Origin of the sequence: Baaleninema simplex PCC 7105, assembly GCF_000332355.1 — a bacterium.
GTDB classification, from domain to species: domain Bacteria; phylum Cyanobacteriota; class Cyanobacteriia; order Cyanobacteriales; family Geitlerinemataceae; genus Baaleninema; species Baaleninema simplex.
Map to the genome: position 1 here is coordinate 131,986 of NZ_KB235959.1, position 16,187 is coordinate 148,172.

11 protein-coding genes and 1 pseudogene are annotated in these 16,187 nt (G+C 54.2%); 5 read left to right on the top strand and 7 right to left on the bottom strand.

All coding sequences use genetic code 11. The features are described 5' to 3' along the window. Both GEI7105_RS37655 and rsmD read left to right on the top strand, forming a co-directional pair. Positions 1-246, top strand: a pseudogene (locus GEI7105_RS37655) (IS701 family transposase); the annotation flags it as partial. A gap of 306 nt (positions 247-552) precedes the next feature. Then, positions 553-1,107 carry a 16S rRNA (guanine(966)-N(2))-methyltransferase RsmD gene (rsmD, locus tag GEI7105_RS0120490; protein WP_026097822.1) on the top strand — a complete coding sequence of 185 codons (555 nt, stop codon included), beginning with the start codon at positions 553-555 and terminating at the stop codon, positions 1,105-1,107. Positions 1,108-1,148: 41 nt separating this feature from the next. Here the strand turns inward: rsmD and petG are convergent, their stop codons facing one another. Both petG and GEI7105_RS0120500 read right to left on the bottom strand, forming a co-directional pair. Further along, the gene (gene petG, locus GEI7105_RS0120495; RefSeq protein ID WP_017662290.1) at positions 1,149-1,262 is read right to left on the bottom strand and encodes a cytochrome b6-f complex subunit V; all 114 of its coding nucleotides are present in this window, start codon (positions 1,260-1,262) and stop codon (positions 1,149-1,151) included. Between the two features lie 129 nt (positions 1,263-1,391). After that, positions 1,392-2,105 (bottom strand): hypothetical protein, encoded by a 714-nt coding sequence (locus GEI7105_RS0120500; protein WP_017662291.1) that lies wholly within the window; start codon positions 2,103-2,105, stop codon positions 1,392-1,394. A gap of 331 nt (positions 2,106-2,436) precedes the next feature. On the opposite strand from GEI7105_RS0120500, the gene GEI7105_RS0120505 reads away from it, so the two are divergent. Further along, positions 2,437-2,817: a c-type cytochrome gene (locus tag GEI7105_RS0120505; protein WP_051044214.1), complete on the top strand. Its 381-nt coding sequence runs from the start codon at positions 2,437-2,439 to the stop codon at positions 2,815-2,817. Between the two features lie 181 nt (positions 2,818-2,998). On the opposite strand, the gene GEI7105_RS0120510 is transcribed toward GEI7105_RS0120505, so the two are convergent. Beyond that, positions 2,999-4,273, bottom strand: coding sequence for an extracellular solute-binding protein (locus GEI7105_RS0120510; RefSeq protein WP_245555470.1), 1,275 nt, complete (start codon positions 4,271-4,273; stop codon positions 2,999-3,001). A gap of 172 nt (positions 4,274-4,445) precedes the next feature. On the opposite strand from GEI7105_RS0120510, the gene GEI7105_RS31630 reads away from it, so the two are divergent. Continuing rightward, complete coding sequence (locus GEI7105_RS31630; RefSeq protein WP_017662295.1) at positions 4,446-4,862, top strand: hypothetical protein; 417 nt, start codon at positions 4,446-4,448, stop codon at positions 4,860-4,862. Positions 4,863-4,992: 130 nt separating this feature from the next. Here GEI7105_RS31630 and cobT read toward each other — a convergent pair whose 3' ends face one another. The 3 genes from cobT to GEI7105_RS0120535 all read right to left on the bottom strand — a co-directional run bounded on the left by cobT (position 4,993) and on the right by GEI7105_RS0120535 (position 7,844). After that, on the bottom strand, positions 4,993-6,147 hold the full coding sequence (gene cobT / locus GEI7105_RS0120520; protein ID WP_017662296.1) for a nicotinate mononucleotide-dependent phosphoribosyltransferase CobT: 1,155 nt from the start codon (positions 6,145-6,147) through the stop codon (positions 4,993-4,995). 334 nt (positions 6,148-6,481) lie between these two features. Next, positions 6,482-7,114, bottom strand: a complete 633-nt coding sequence (locus GEI7105_RS31635) for a DUF2232 domain-containing protein (RefSeq protein ID WP_051044215.1) — start codon at positions 7,112-7,114, stop codon at positions 6,482-6,484. 13 nt (positions 7,115-7,127) lie between these two features. After that, on the bottom strand, positions 7,128-7,844 hold the full coding sequence (locus GEI7105_RS0120535; RefSeq protein WP_017662298.1) for a Crp/Fnr family transcriptional regulator: 717 nt from the start codon (positions 7,842-7,844) through the stop codon (positions 7,128-7,130). A 427-nt stretch (positions 7,845-8,271) separates the two neighbouring features. Here GEI7105_RS0120535 and GEI7105_RS0120540 point away from each other — a divergent pair, with 427 nt between their 5' ends. After that, the gene (locus tag GEI7105_RS0120540) at positions 8,272-14,589 is read left to right on the top strand and encodes a hypothetical protein (RefSeq protein WP_144053966.1); all 6,318 of its coding nucleotides are present in this window, start codon (positions 8,272-8,274) and stop codon (positions 14,587-14,589) included. Between the two features lie 211 nt (positions 14,590-14,800). On the opposite strand, the gene GEI7105_RS0120545 is transcribed toward GEI7105_RS0120540, so the two are convergent. After that, positions 14,801-15,943 (bottom strand): 5-(carboxyamino)imidazole ribonucleotide synthase, encoded by a 1,143-nt coding sequence (locus GEI7105_RS0120545; protein WP_026097825.1) that lies wholly within the window; start codon positions 15,941-15,943, stop codon positions 14,801-14,803. Between the last annotated feature and the right edge of the window lie 244 nt (positions 15,944-16,187).

Here is a 16,187-nt window from a genome sequence, read left to right on the forward strand (position 1 = left end):
AGGCGAGAGGTTTGAAGAGTTTACAGTCGGCATTTAATTTTGGTATTTTGTGCCTACACTTTTATCCTTTGGCATAAGTTGACGGGCGGTTTACGAAGGAAGTGGGCGAACCAACCTTTGGAAACTTTTGTAGATGCTTTAGAGGCTTTTCGGACAGCCATGTCTTTTCGTTTTGTGGCATGGCTGAACGAGAATCGAGACCTGTTTGCCGCTCACAAAGCGCGTTTTGGCTTGGTTTGGGCTTGAAATTTGTTTAAGTACCGGTAGAATGTCGGTAGCATTTTTTTGTTGGGGTGGCCGCAAACGCCACCCTCTTTTTTGGGACTCCTCTATTCTCTCAAACAATTGTCCCGTCTGGCTTCCGTCTACCTTGTCACCCTCTCAGCAGGTCAATATGGTATTGCCGCGTCACGCACCGCCCCCAACCGAAAGATGAAGAGAGGAGTTGAATCGGTAGCACCGCCCCCCAATTGTCAAAGGTGCGTGACGATTTATCGGTCTCAGGATTTACACCCTATTTTTCAAGTCACGCACCCTACGACTGTAAAAAAATTGTCTTTACGAATTTACGGAAATCGCCAACTCAAAACTTTGCCGGGACAAAATACGCGCCCGACACCCGCACGAGTGCGCGAGGCGGTGTTTAATATTTGGCAGGGAGATATTCGCGGCTGTCGGTGGCTGGATTTATGTTCCGGTAGCGGCGCGATGGGGGCTGAAGCGTTGTGTCGCGGCGCGTCGGTGGTCGTGGGAATCGAACAGTTGGGAAAAGCTTGTGCGACGGTTCGGCAAAACTGGCAACAGGTGGCAAAGCCGGAACAGCAGTTTCAGGTGTTGCGGGGCGACGTGGTGAAGCGGTTGTTGGCGTTGAAAGGGCAGCAGTTCGATCGCATCTATTTCGATCCTCCCTATGCCAGCGATTTATACGAACCGGTTTTACAAATTGTCGCGCGCGATCGCCTTCTGGCACCGGATGGAGAGTTCGCCGTCGAACGCGATCCGAAACGCGAGATGGTGGCAGAACCACCCGAACTGGAACTAATTCGCGAGAAAGTTTACGGAAACACAGCCGTTCGCTTTTACCGCTGGGCATCGGCGGAAGGGTGATGGGGAAACGTCCCCGAACCTTCCACCACCAGCCCTCACGACTAGCCGCCGAGTTGGTTGCCGCGACGGTATTGCATATAAGCCGCCACGAACAGACCCGCCAACGTTATGGGGATCAGTCCCAACACGATGCCAGACAGCAGAGGTTCTACCATGATTGCGCTCCTTAAATTTGAAATCTTAATTCGCTAATACACTATCCTAGCAGCGGTTGATGGGAGGTGAGACGAGGAGACAAGAGAAGATACACCTCATCTCATCATCATCTCCTCAACTCATCACCTTTAAAACAACCGGCCGGAAATGCCGAGACGCTGGCGGCTGGTATTTCCAGGGATTGCGCCGTCTCCACCGGGTTCGACGGGTTCGCCGGGAGGATTGGGATCGGGATCTTCGGGTTCCGGTTCGCCGCAAGAGCGAGAGGTGCCGAGGTTGGAAATTTTGCAGATGGCGTAAGCCCAGGCTTGTTGGGCGCGTTGGAAATGTTCTCCCAACCATTCCCCTTTGGCTTCTGGGTCGTTTTCGGCCACGGCTTCGACACCGTCTTGGTAGCGATCGCGATCGAGGATTTGTTCGCCTTCTTCTCGCGTCGGTTCGTCAAGACGTTCGAGGGTGGTTTCGACTTTCTCGGCTTTGGCTTTGGCGTCTTGATAGCGTTGGTTGGCTTCCTGTACGTCGATGCGGTTGCGTTGCGCCAAGTCGTTCTTGGTCGAAGCGGTTTCAACGTAAGACAATTCAGAAAATCGGGCGTTTCCAGTGGTGGGAGTTCCCACGAACGTCCAACCGCGATCGCGCACTTCGACAGTGTTCTCGGGACTCACCAACCGCACAGCGCTAAATTGATAAATTTGCATCTCCGGTTCGCCGGGAACGGGAATCGCCCCAACTTCATCGTCGTATTCGGTTTCGAGACGGTAGCCGTCGCCGTAGTCGATGGCGGTGATGCGATCGCGATCGTCCCGTACTACCGTCGCCGGACGGGGAACCAAGGCTTCCATTCGCGTCTGTTGATATCCTGAAGGAAAATAGGCTCAGGCTTTGTCGCAAGGATCGCATACAGAGTTCTCCGCTCGAATCTTCGGTTAGGCTGGTGTGACGTTTTCTTTCAGGCGATCGCTCTCTCGATCGGGACGATCGCAAACGCTACAGCGATCGCTACTTTAACGCAAGCGGTAAAACTGTCGAGAAACAGCGATCGCTTGTGGCCGTTATGCAACTGTCTCTAGAGTGATATGCGTCACAGGTTTTCAAACTAAGGAGTGTCAATTTATATTAAAGATGAATAAGAAGTTTATATAATCCCGTCCGACGTTGCTCGACCGACGACTTTTGAAGACGCCCGTAATCCACCTCGATGTCGATCGCCTGATCCAGCGCATTGCCCTGTTCGCCCTGGCAGGGTTGCTGACGATCGGACTGTCCGTGTTGGGCTTCCACCACTGGCAGATGTCCGATCCCTACGTGCGCGCCGTTCTCGAGATCGAGGGCGATGTGTCCCACGGTCGCGCCATTTTTCAGATGAACTGTGCTGGCTGTCACGGCGATAGCGGCGACGGTTTAGTCGGCCCCAGTCTCCACAGCATTTCCGCTCATAAAACCCGCGCCAGTCTCATTCGTCAAGTCATTGGCGGTCAAACCCCCCCGATGCCCCAGTTCCAACCCAGCCCCGAGACGATGGCGGATTTGTTGGAATACCTCGAAACCCTGTAGAGTCGAGCAAAAGAGGGGGAGAAGGGGAGAGGGGGAGAAGGGGAGAGGGGGAGAGGGGGAGAGGGGGAGAGGGGGAGAAACAGTCATCTGTTTGCTGTCTTCACTGGTGACTGTTCCCTGTTCCCTGTTCCCTGTTCCCTGTTCCCTGTTCCCTCTCTTCACTGGTGACTGGTGACTGTCATCATCCCCCCGATCGCAGTCGTACCCATAAAGTTCGGTATTGTTCGATCGCTCCCTCGTCGGTGAAGGGTTCGATGAATTCGCTGCGCTGTAAAATCTCGGTATCGGGGAAGAGAACGTCGTTGTCTTGCAGGGATTGCGGTAAGTCGGTGCGCTTTTCGGCAAATAATGCGGGTGAGGCGGCAAAGGTTAACAGCGAGAGTTGACGGGCAATACGAACGTCCCAGCAAAAATCAATCCAGCGATCGACCGCTTTGGTAATTTGCGCGTTTGACGTTTCGGCGTTCGCTGGACGTACCCATAAATCTGCCCAGAGAGAGGTTCCCGACTTCGGTACCACTGCCGCGATCTGTTTGCCGTACTGGGGCATGGCTAAAATGTCTCGCGACGATCCCACCGCCGCCCAAACATCCCCCATTTGTAGCGGTTGTTGGTATGCCGTCGAGGAATACAATCGGGTTTGGGCGTGAAGCGATCGCAGTTCGGGTTCGAGATCGGTGACGCTGGCTAAATCGACGAGATTGTAGGATCGACCGAGTTTTTTTAAGACCAAACCGATGGTTTGGCGAGGACTGTCGAGAAGGGCGATCCGTCCTTGGAGTTCGGAACGCCACAAGTCACTCCAATCGGTAGGCGTCCATCCCAAGGCGTCGAATTTTTCGACGTTGTAAGCGATAACTGTACTGCCCCAACGATAAGGGGCAGCCCAAACGCGATCGCCTGTCGTTTCGCTGCGAGTCACGAGGGATTGCCAAGCAATGGGAGATTGAGGAAGTTCGTCCCAGTGCGTCCACGCTTGAGGGGTTAACGGACGAATTAATTCCGAGGAAATGGCTTTAGGAAGCCAGTAATCGCCGATTAGGGCGAGATCGGGAACATCGGGCGTCGTTCGTCTTTGGAAAAACGGCAGCGATCGCGACGGTTCTTCGGCAGTCTCTTCTTGTGAAACAGCCTTGGCACGAACGAGTAACTCGAACAGTTCTGACAGTCGAGAAACCGAAGACAGCTCGATCCTCACTCCCGCTTCGAGACGGCGGCGAAATTCTCCCAACATGGGAGCGGGAACGGCATCTTTGAGGAATTTAACCGTCAATTTGCCGCCGTTTGAACTTTGACATCCGGCGACGAGTTGACTGAGGCTCAGGGCGATCGCCCCCGCGAGAACCGAACGACGAGAACAGGACAAGGTCGAACATCCCAACCACTTCACAGCATTTTTTAGCTTAGCGCCTTCTGCGATTCCCGGCCAGAAGTGCTTGAGTGCAGATACTTGCACCGATCGAAAGAAGTGTTAAGTAAAGTTTACAAAAATAACGAAGAAACGCTGAAAGTGTCTTTACATAGAGTTTTTTAGCAAAAGTTAAATAATCTAGAGATAAATTACTTTTTCGTATATTTGTCTTTAAAATCGAAAACGACATGGAAGAAAGACAACAAGGAATTATTTTATGGACGCCCTACACACCCATATCCTGACGCTCGATCGCAAAATAGACGGACTCTACGAGATTATCGACCACCTCAGTCACACGCTCTCCTCAGTTATCTCGGAAAATTCCTTGAAAACGGCCAAAAGTGAAGAAAACCATCATGCGATCGTGCCGGATTCGGATTTCACCCATCGTCATTCCGATGGCTTAGAAATCTTAATGGAACATAAAGATGTCCTTGTAGATGGCTCCCATTTGGAAATCGGAAATTCCAGTTCCGAAACGCTGTTGACGCCAGAAGTGCAAATTCAACGTCTGACCGCTCAACTGACTGCTGCCTACAATCGCATTGCAGCTTTGGAAGAACAACTTTTATCGCGTCAGGAAGCGACATATCACAACGCACAAATCGAGCGAGTGCGATCGCGCGACTAGATGAACTGTCGTAACGTTAAAGTGCGAATCGTGCGATGTGTTTCTCGAGTACCTCAAATTTTCACGATCCCAGTGTGCCTCACACACTGGGGTTTTTAACGTCGGTGGAGTCCTTTGAGCTTTCTGAATTTCACGACAATTGTGTTTTCGCCAACTGTTGCGATCGCTCGAGTCGCGCAAACGTGGCGTCGATGTCTCTGACTAAGCGATCGTGCGGCCATCCTGCCAAAGACGCGGCGATCGCACAACCGCCCGCCCCAACCCCTTCTTTGACAAATCCCCGTTCGTAAGCTTGCAACTGCGGATACGCCGACGCAGACAAATTCAGCGGCGTCGCCAGAAGCGGTACGTCCCCGACGAGTTGCGCTAACTCCACCGTCGAACCCGTCGGATCTTCGGCCACCCACCGCGTCGTCCCCACCACCACGCGATCGCCGTTCCACGCCATCCCCGTCTCCCGAACCAATCCCCTCGCTAGGGCGTAAACTGCTAACATCTGCGTTCCCCCGGCCAGTAACACGCCACAGCTACGACTCGCGGCGATCGCCATTCCCGCCACGACGATTTGCATGGGATCGCCCACCGCCGCCACCGCCGAAAATGCTGAGTCGCGCCTTTCATCTCCCGCCGTTCGTTCTCGCCAGCGTCGCAACCCCTCTCGCACCACCGCTCGTTTGAGAGTGTGGTTACAGTGAGGATAACTGCTGTTGACGAGGCCGTCGGCGTCGAGTCCCAACCCCAACAACACTGACAACGCCGTGGTCGTTCCCCCCACCACGCACTCGCCGATAACGAGATAGTCCGCCACGTTTGAAAGGCGATCGCCCCATTTCAATCCTTCCTCGAACAGATGTTCGATCGCCGAGCGATCGAGGGCGTTTCCCGTCGTCAGACATCGTGCGACGCGTCCCCCCAAATCGAGCGATCGCCCGTTCTGTGAGGGGTTCGTCGAAACGGGTAGCGGTTCGGGCAATCCCGCATCGAACAGGTACGTTGGCATCTGCAATCCCCGCACCACCGCCCGAGAAATCACCGCAGGAGAGGCTCCCGCCGCCAAGGGAGGCAGTGGAAAGCGAGGATCGATTTTTTCGCCGCCATCGAGGAGGTATTCCGCGTCTGCTAGAGCTGTTTTACGCCGGTCTGCGGGGGTTTTTCCGGCCGCCGAAATATCCGGTAGCAGTCCTGTTTCCGTAAAGCCAAACACGCAAGCGAAAGCCGGTTTCGCACCGCGATAACACTCCAACCACCTTCGTCCTCGTTCCTGTTGGGTATAAACTCGAACCACGTTAATAATTGATAATTGATAGCAATTTTAAGGGAATAGGGAATAGGGAATAGGGAATAGGGAACAGGGAACAGGGAATAGAAACAAAGGGTTCAAAAAAATTTTTGCTTCGATTTACTATAACTCATTTTTGAATTTTATATATATTTTTATCTGTTTTTTGACGATAGTTCGATCTACTAAATCAGCGATCGCAATCTAATTTTGATAACTTTAAACCTCATTTGATTGTCATGTCGATCGCTTGATTTTTTCGTGTTAAAAACAATTTATCGTGCGAGTTTCGGGACGAGCAATCGCTCGACATTCTATCTAGATTTTACGCGATCGCCTATCAATCTTCAACATCTAAAATCACCTGAATCCAGTGCGGTGGGCGAGGAATGGGGTTCCCCAGGCGATCGAGGAGCAGCAACGCCCCCAAATGAACCACGAGCATATAAACCGCACTGTTGATAAGAATCATCACCACGGCGATCGCTTGAACGACCGATAAGTCTGGCTGCACTAACCAGCCGAGTTTATCGAAAACCCAATTGAGAAATTCCGTAACCTGAACCGTAAAATAAACCCAGAGGTCTTCTCCCAATAAAATCGAAAGCAACCACACCTTAAAAAATACGCCAAACGTTCCGATCAGCATTCCGAGAAAAATTGCCAATCCCCAACTGGCGCGACGCCGCCACAAGACCCCCAACAACACCCCTTGCAGAGCGTAAGGAACCACAAACAAAATACTGCGCGTCGGCCCCATCAACACCGTAAGCAACAGTCCCGATACCGTCGCCGACATCCACGACGCACGAGCGCCCCACCGCAAATATACCAACGCCATCGGCACCGGAAAAAAGATCCGCAGCAGCGGTCCGAGGGGAAAATAGTAGTTAATCAACCAAATTAAACTGGCCGTACTGGCGAGAAATGCCGTTTCGACCATCACCAGCGGCGAACGTGCGGGCTTACTCATCAACCAAAAACCGTCAGGTCAGCATCCGCTCTAAAGCGTACACGTCGGGAATGCCGATCGTTTCGCGATCGCGCTCGATCAATCCCTTTTTCTCCAATTTACTCAACACCCGCGTCACCGTTTCCCGAGCCAAACCGCTCAAACTGCTTAACTCTCGGTGGGGGAGGTTGGGAATTTCCATTCCGCCCGTTTCGTCGGGGGTTCCTTGACCTTCAGCCAAAAACAACAAAATATCGGCCACGCGCGAGGTACTATCGGACTCTCGCAGGCGCAACCGTCGATTGACCTGGCGCAAACGGCGACCCATCAGTTGCGCCAAACGAATTCCCGCCAACGGTTCTGTCTTGACCAAATGAACGAAATCTTGAGCGGGCATATTTCCAATGGTGGTCGGGGCGAGCGTAATCACGTCCGTCGAGCGAGGAACTTCGTCTAACGCCGCCATTTCCCCGAACAGTTCCCCAGTCCCCAAAATATTGAGCGTGACCTCTTTTCCGTCTAAATTGTACGTCCGAATTTTCGCCCATCCTTCGAGAATGAAATATACCGAACTCCCCCAATCGTTTTCGAGCAGGATCACTTGGTTGGGCGGGTGCGTTCGGGTGACGACGTGGGCGAGTGCCTCGTCTAAGACTCGTTCGGGCAGACCAGCGAAGAACGGCGCCGAGCGGAGCTTTTGTTCGAGTTCGGGATTTTGATGCGCGTCGCGAGGATGATACCGGTCTTCCATGAGGTCGTCATGTATCTTTGTATCTGAGATCGTGTCTTCTAGGGCAGCTCGGGTCGGCGTATCGATCGTTGCTCCCTTAAACTGGCGGTTATCGTGCGTTTTCGCACCTCGATTGCCTTAGCCTACCAACTCCGTCGCGTAAGAACGCGCCAGTCAGTAAATTTAATTCTACTCTGTTTCTGGGACTGCGGAAATCTTAACACTTGAGTCGCCTCGAGCTATGGCACTCTTACTTTTATAGAGAGTCTCTCTCAGAGAGGGAGAGGGGGAGAGGGGGAGAGGGGGAGAGAGGGAGAGAGGGAGATGGGGAGAAACTGTTACCTGTTAACTATTCTCACTGCTCACTGCTCACTATTGACTGCTCACTGTAAAAGGTGACTGTCTTCACTGTTGACTGCTCGCTGTTCACTGTAAAAGAGGTTTCACCGTGAGTTTCGATCCCCACACACTGCTTTCAGAAATCGAGCGACGATTGTTCGAACTCGAAACGCTACCGCAGGAGAACACCTCAGACATAACCGATCGCCTGCGACAAACGTTAGAACGAACCCGCGACGAGTTGCTCGAAGCCGCAACCTCCCAGGAACAAACGCAATCGTTGGCGGCCTCCGTCGAGTCCAACCTCTCGAATCAAGTGTCGGGACTGCACGCCGTTCTCCTCAAACCACTGCAACTCGAACTCGATCGCCTGCGACAACGGCGCGATCTCCTGGCTGAAAACGTCGAACGGCTCGAACGCCAGCAAACCAGCCAGTTATCTCTCCAACAAGAACGCCTTCAGCGAGAACAGGCCGTACAAGAGGTTTTGACGGAGTTCCAAAGACAGCTCCAAGCAGCGTTAGAACGACAGATGACACGCGCTCTAACCCAGGCCGAAGCTCAATTTTTTTCTCGAGCTGAAGCCGCATCGCTTCCTCCCGAACCTTCAGACACCGTCGCTCCCCTACTCCACCCCCAACAGCGGCTCGATCGCCTCCAACGAATTCAAGCAGACTCCGATCGAATGTTACTGACCCTCGATTCGACCATGCGAGTGGTGTTCGATCGCCTTCTGTCTAACCTCCAAAGCTATCAAGATTCCCTCTCCCGCAGCGTTGAGAAAATTTACGACATCAGCCAGCAGGGAGAAGCGATCGTCGCGACCTTAGTTCGACACCTCACCCAACGCCTCGAGGAAGAACTCAGTCACCGTTTACCGGAAGGATCGCATCCCGCCGCCGAACTCCACGCCGCCGCCGAACCCCCCGTTCTTCCGTCGAGCCTCGCCAACGAACCCAGCCAAACCGACAGTTCCGAACCCTCAGAACCCGAGGACGATATTCCAACAGCGGTCACAATTCCCCTCGAGGAAGACGATCTCGAGAGCGACATCGTTGGAGATTCCCGCCAAATCCCGACAGATTCCTCGTTCGCGACCGCTGAAAACACCGAATCCCCTGACGAACCCCCTCCGATCGCATCGATGTCACCTGAACCTTCCCCCGAACCGAACCTCGAACCTCAACGTCCGTCAGTCGAACCGTCGCCAGCGTTCTCCGAACTTCCCGACGTTTGGGCCGATTCTGACGACGACAGTAGTTTCGCCTCCTCCGTTCCGCAATTTATCCGAGACTACGCCGAACCCTCGGCCTCCGATTCCGACGACGACTTAACTCGCGATCTGTGGGAAGACGAGAGTTCTGAAGACCCGTCGCTGACGACATCGCCTGTTGAAGTTGAAGACGCAGCCGAAGCATCCATCGAATACGAAACCCTCGACGACCTCGAATTTGAGGAAGAAGAGGACGCGATCGCTCGACAACCGGAAATTGTCGAACCGAAGGTTCCCGAAGACCTCGAAGTTCTCGACGACAGCGACAGCGATTTCGACTGGCCGGGACTTCGCGGAACGACCGATGCTGAGTCTTCTACGATCGCCCCCTCCGACGAAGAGAAAGAGTGGGAAAATTTGGACGACGATTTAAACCCGGAGGAGGACTCCGAAACCTTGGAACCCTTCTGGGAATCTGACGCAGACGCCTCCGAGCGTTCGGACGCTGAAAACATCGCTGAGTTAGAACCCTGGAACGAGGACGGCGACACCGATCTCGAGTCGGACGTCGATCGCTTCCTACACGATCGCGCACCAGAAACAGAACAAGAAGAATTATATTCAACGGCGATCGAGTCTGAAGATCGTCCGAGCGTTCACGTCGATCCCGAAACCTTCGAGTCTCTCGATACGGACGACATCGAAGAAACCACCGATCGCGAAGCCGACATCGAGTCAGAAGTCGATCGCTTTTTAGCCACCCATCCCCCAGCCGCCGCAGCTTCTCCCACCAGGGATAACGAAACGTCAACCGTGGAAATCCGCGATCCTTGGGACGAACCGGACGACGAGAACGAAATCTCCTCTGACGTCGAATCTTTTCCCGAATCGCCTCCCGAATCTCCGCTTAAGTCTGTTCTCGAGGTCGTCACGACGGAGGGATCGGAAGAACCCACGACCCCAACAACTCCTCTCGACATCGAAGCCGAGGAAGAAATAACCTCACTTCCATCGGATGAAGTCTCCCCAGCGGACATCCACCCGCCAGAGATCGTACAATCGGATGAAAAGGCACTAGAGTTGTTAGAAGAGGAGTTTTCTCCATCGCCGCTTCTAGAAGAAAGCGAGGAAGTTAACGACGATTTATCCGCAGCGTTAAGCGAAAGTGTGACTCCCATGTCTTCGCCGTCCGTTCCCGATCCCGAATCGTTAATTCCCGAACCGCAATCGGCCGAATCCGCCGAGGACAGTTTGCTGCAAAGTTTTGAAGAGGATCTGGAGTCGGAGACGCCGTCGCCATCTTCGGAAAACGATGATTGGTTGAGCCTCGAGGAGACACCGCTACGTTGGTCTGAGGAAGACGCCGCCGCCGAACTCGAACGGGAATTGAGCCGATCGGCTCAGCAGTCCATGGAACAGTCACAGCTAAGGTCGCAAACGCTCGATCGCCAGCTCGATCGCTTCTATGACAGTTTGTTCGAGTCGAACCCCGAAACCGCTCCTTCGATTTCTGAGGATGGCGAAGCGGAGGACGACGACGAAGATTCGAGTCCCCAGATTTCGAGTCGCGGCCATCCAACTCCCACCCCACCCTCGCAACGGCGTCAACTCGATTCGTCCCCGACTCCACGGTTAGACGCGGGAGAGGTTTCTGAGGCGATACAGTCAGAGCTGGCGAAAACGGACGAGGAAATTGAAGCCGAGTTAGCTGCGTTCGCGGCGTCTTTAGAGGAAACGGAGGCGTCGTCGCCAACAGAAGCGATCGAAACTGAGGTTGAATCCGATTCGACGGAGGAAACCCGGCTCGATCGCGAGTTCGATGTATTTGAAGCTCTCTTCAGCGACGACGAAACGGACGATGAAGAACAAGTCGAACGAGAGATTTTAGACGAGTCCGACCTCTGTGATACTGAAGAATTCGACGAGACGGTCTCCGACTCTCCCACCGTTGAAGACACTGAATCCGAAGAACAAGTCGAACGAGAGATTTTAGACGAGTCCGACCTCTTTGATACTGAAGAATTCGACGAGACGGTCCCCGACTCTCCCACCGTTGAAGCAAGTGAGGGGGAAACTCGACTCGATCGCGAATTTGCGGTGTTTGAATCTCTCCTCAGCGACGACGAAACTCAATACGAAGAACAAGTCGAACGAGAGATTTTAGAAGAAGAATTAGAAGAAAACCCCCTCGAGTCGTCCTCCCCTGACGAACCGTCCGCGTCCGTAGAAGAAGAGGAAACGGAATCCGAAGAACAAGCCGAACGGGAGATTTTAGACGAGTCCGACCTCTCGGATACTGAAGAATTCGACGAGACGGTCTCCGACTCTCTCACCGTTGAAGCAAGTGAGGGGGAAACTCGACTCGATCGCGAATTTGCGGTATTTGAATCTCTCCTCAGTGACGACGAAACTCAATACGAAGAACAGCTCGAACGAGAGGTTTTAGACGAGTCCGACCTCTTTGATACCGAAACCACTCGAGGCGAGCTGTCCGAACCTGAAGCCGTTTCCGAGGTCGAAGCCACGACAGAATCCGAATCGTCCGAAGCAGAAAGCGATCGCGAATTTGCGGTGTTTGCATCTCTCCTCAGCGACGACGAAACTCCATACGAAGAACAGCTCGAACGAGAGATTTTAGCAGAAGAATTAGAAGAAAACCCCCTCGAACCGTCCGCGTCTGTAGAAGACGAAGATACAGAAAACAAAGACGTAGAAGACGAAGAAGAGGAAATTCTCGCGGCCTTTGGAGAAGATGTTTTTGAAGAAGATTTCGCCGACGATGTCGAAGAAAACTCAACCGACGTCGTACCGGATACCGCCTCTGAGTTCTCACCCGAATCCTCATCAAACCTCGAAGCGATCGAAGACGAGGACGCCAACGACGCAGAACCCGACACCGAAACCGATCGCGACGTAGCTGAGGCGGCGATCGCTCCTTTCCTTTGGTCTGAAGACGAGGACGCCAACGACGCAGAACCCGCAACGGTCGTCGAGGGTTCCGATACGATTTCAGCGTTAACCGATCTCATCGGCGAACCCCTCGTTGCAACTGAAGACAACCTCGACGACGAAGACGTTTCCCCCCGAACGTTAGCCCCCGACGAAGATATTTTACTTCCTGAAGACGCCGGTTCGGAATTCGCCACAGGGGGCGATCGCCGCCAATTCGATCTCGACGAAACGACGCGAAATCAACTCGAAGCCGACCTTCAAGATCTCGAACGTTCCGAAGACGCGATCGCCTGGGCCCTCGATTCAAAATCCCCTTCATCTCAACGAACGTCCGAGAAGGCGATCGAGGAATTAGAACAGGTGTTCGACGAACTGGCTGAGGCGTTTTTCGACGGCGATGAAGACGACGAGTTCGTCAATCCCTTCGTTCTACAGGACGAATCCTTAGAGGAAGCCGCCGTTTCTCCGCCGCGTCCGCCACTTCCCCCACCTCCCCGTCGCCGCGTTAGCGTTCCCCCACCGATTTGGCTGGAAAACGCCAACCATCAAACGTGGTATTTGGGTCTCGATTGGGACGAAACGGGATTGTCGGCGGTTTTGTTCGATCGTCAAACCCAGTCCCTCTATCCGCTGGGGTGGGAACGCGACAGCCACCAACCCCCAGTCTTTCGGCTTCCGGTAGTGGCGGTTCGCCGTGGCGAGGGTTGGACGGTCGGGTTCGAGGCGATCGAAACTCCCTGCGAGGACGGCGAACTTCGCTTAGAACAGTTTCATCCCTGTCTCGAGGTCGGTTTACCCTGGACTGACGACACCGGAACCGATCGCCCAGCGGTACAGTGGTCTGAGACCGTCGAACTTCCCCTTTCGGAAATCTGCGACGCGTGGCGATCGCTCTTAGAATGCGTGGCGACGGCTCGACCTTACGACGCCTCTCACCGCGTCCCCGCAAACGTCCCCGACCTCACGTCCCTCTTTCCCAAACTCGGCGGCGTCGTCCTCTCGGAAAACGCAACCTCCTCGGAGGCGTATCGCTTTAACCTGCGAGAAGCGGTGTTGAAAGCCGGACTCACCCCTCGTCCCGATCGCGTCTTTTTCGTCGATCGCGCGATCGCCGCTCTATTTTTTAACTTACACGGTTCTGAAGCGTCCCCAGATGCTCGAGAATCCCCGTCCCCCAGTCGCGGAACCCTATTCGTCGCGGTAACGGGAACGGACGGACTGTCGCTGACCTTAGCCAACCTCACCGACGGAACCGAGCGTTCGGTTTCCCAACTCTTAGTTTCTGGGTGTTTTCCCTACGGCGATCGCGCCATCGACGAAGATCTCGTCGTGCAGTCGGTTCTCGAAAACGACCCGGACTTACAACAGCAATTCGGGGTCGCTGACGGCGATTGCGTCCCCGAACCCGGCGATCCCGACCTCGAAAACCGCATCGCGTTTCGACAGTTCCTCAACCGTTCGCCGTTCGGCCGCCAACTCCTCGACCTCGCAGCGGACATCAACACAGCTCTGGCCGAAAGCGATTATGTCGAATTCGAGTTTAACGGTCGTCGCCATCGCGTCGAACGCCAAACCCTCGATCGCCAAATTCTCCGACCTTGGCTCGAACGGCTGAATCGGGAATTCAACCGTCTGTCAAGCGTGGCTGGCGTCTCTGTCGAAGGGATCGATCGCGTCCTCTGCACCGGTCGTCCGCTCCTGCGATCGAGTCTCTCGGATTGGCTGCGTTACAAGTTACCCAACGCCGTTTTTCTCGATGCTCCAACGGTTCACCCCGGTGTGAGCGAAATCGCCTCCGGTTTGGCTCTGTTTCCTCGCTACGGGGAAACCTTCGACTCCGCCGACGCCTCTGGAGAGTTTTTAGAACGCCATCAGTACGGCGATTTGTTTCTCTTCCACGAGCTGATCCAAGCCTGTCCCGAGGGATCGTTTTCGTTGCAAGAGGTGTTGAGTCACCTCGAACGACGCGGGATTCATACCCGCAAAACCCGCGATCGCATCGCTCGGTTTCTCGAGGGAGAACTTCCCTCGGGTCTCGTTCCCACCCCACCCCGCGATCGTTGGTTGACCGCCGAGTCCCGAGACTTTCCCCAATACGCCAAACTTCGCCAAATTCCCGCCTTCGTCCGTGAAGGCGATCGCACGTATCGCTCTAACGCCGAACAACGCCACCGCTGGCGTCAGTACTTCCAATTCCTGACCCGCCACGCTCGACAAAGCCTCCGCGACCCCCTCAGTGCGAAGTTAGCGGTCGATCGCTGAGCGGCCGCCGAGATATCTAGAGAAATTGTTTTTTTAAACAACTTTTTTTGCGCGATCGCCCCCTTGACAGTTCGGAAAACAGAGGAGATAATGAAAATATAGGTTATAAGGGTTTGTTCGTATTTATACCTGATTTTTTATTCAACTACAAAAGTTATTGAACGAACCCAGCCTCGAATCTTCACCGAGTCGTTTGCCGTACATCGCTCAGTTAACGACCGTACCAAATCGCTTCAATATCCCGAGCGATCGCCCTTCCCTGCGAGGGGTCAGAGACCAAGGCCGTGGCGTGTCCGAGCTTTCGCCCCGGTCGAGATTCCGTTTTCCCATACCAATACACGAAAGCATTAGGAAGGGCAGCGATCGCCTCCCGTTTATCGCGATAATCGCGGCGAGCCGTTTCGTAGCCCAACAAGTTCACCATCACCGCTGCGGGGGACTTCATCACCGTAGATCCCAGCGGTAAATCGCAAACAGCACGAAGGAGCTGGGCAAACTGAGACGTATCGCAGGCGTCCAAAGAAAAATGGCCGGAATTGTGAGTTCTCGGCGCAATTTCATTGACTAACACTTTCTCGTCCGGCGTCAGAAACAGCTCGATGCCGAACAATCCCACCACGTCGAGTTTTTCCAAAATCCGGCGAGCGATCGCCTCACATTGAAAAACAACGGCCGGACTCACCATCGCCGGAGCCAAAACGCGCCGACAGACTTGGTTTTCCTGTTGCGTTTCCACCACCGGATAAATCGCGATATCCCCCGTCGCACTGCGGGCTGCAATGACCGCCAGTTCGCGATCGAAACGAACGAACTCCTCGAGCAGTACCGAAGGATATCCCCAGCGCTGCCACACGGCGTTTAACGCGTCTCCCGTTTCGACGATAACCGTTCCCTGACCGTCGTAGCCGTGGCGTCTGGCTTTCATGACGAGCGGAAACCCGAGATCGATCGGAATCGTTTCCTGTGGAGCGAGATTGACAAATCGCGGGACGGGAAGTCCCCACTCTCGCAAGCAACAACGTTGGTGGTACTTATCGAGTAGCGGTTCTAACGCCTCTAACCGGGGTCGGAAACAAACGCCCTTCTCGGCCAGTTTCGCCAGTTCCTCAAGTTCGACAAATTCGTTTTCAAAGGTGATGACATCGCAGCGTTCTGCCAATTGGAACGTCGCTCGAGCGTCAGCCACCTCCGCCAACACCGTCTCCGCCGCCAATTCCACCGCCGGATCGTCGAGTTTGGGGGTTTGAACGACGACCTCGAGTCCCAGAGACGGGGCTTCCCGTGCCATCATCCAAGCCAGTTGGCCGCCGCCAATAATACCCACGCGACGGCGAGGAGTTCGATCGCTGTTCATTGTTGTTTTTGTGAAGAGCAAGGGAGAGGGGGAGAGGGGGAGAGAGGGAGAGGGGGGAGAGAGGGAGAGGGGGAGAGAGGGAGAGGGGGAGAGAGGGAGAGGGGGAGAGAGGGAGAGGGGGAGAGAGGGAGAGGGGGAGAAACTGTCAACTCTAAACTGTCTCCACTGTTGACTGTTCACTGTTGACTGTTCACTGTAAAAGCGGTGCGTGACGCGGTAATACCCCATTCACCTGACTTCGCCA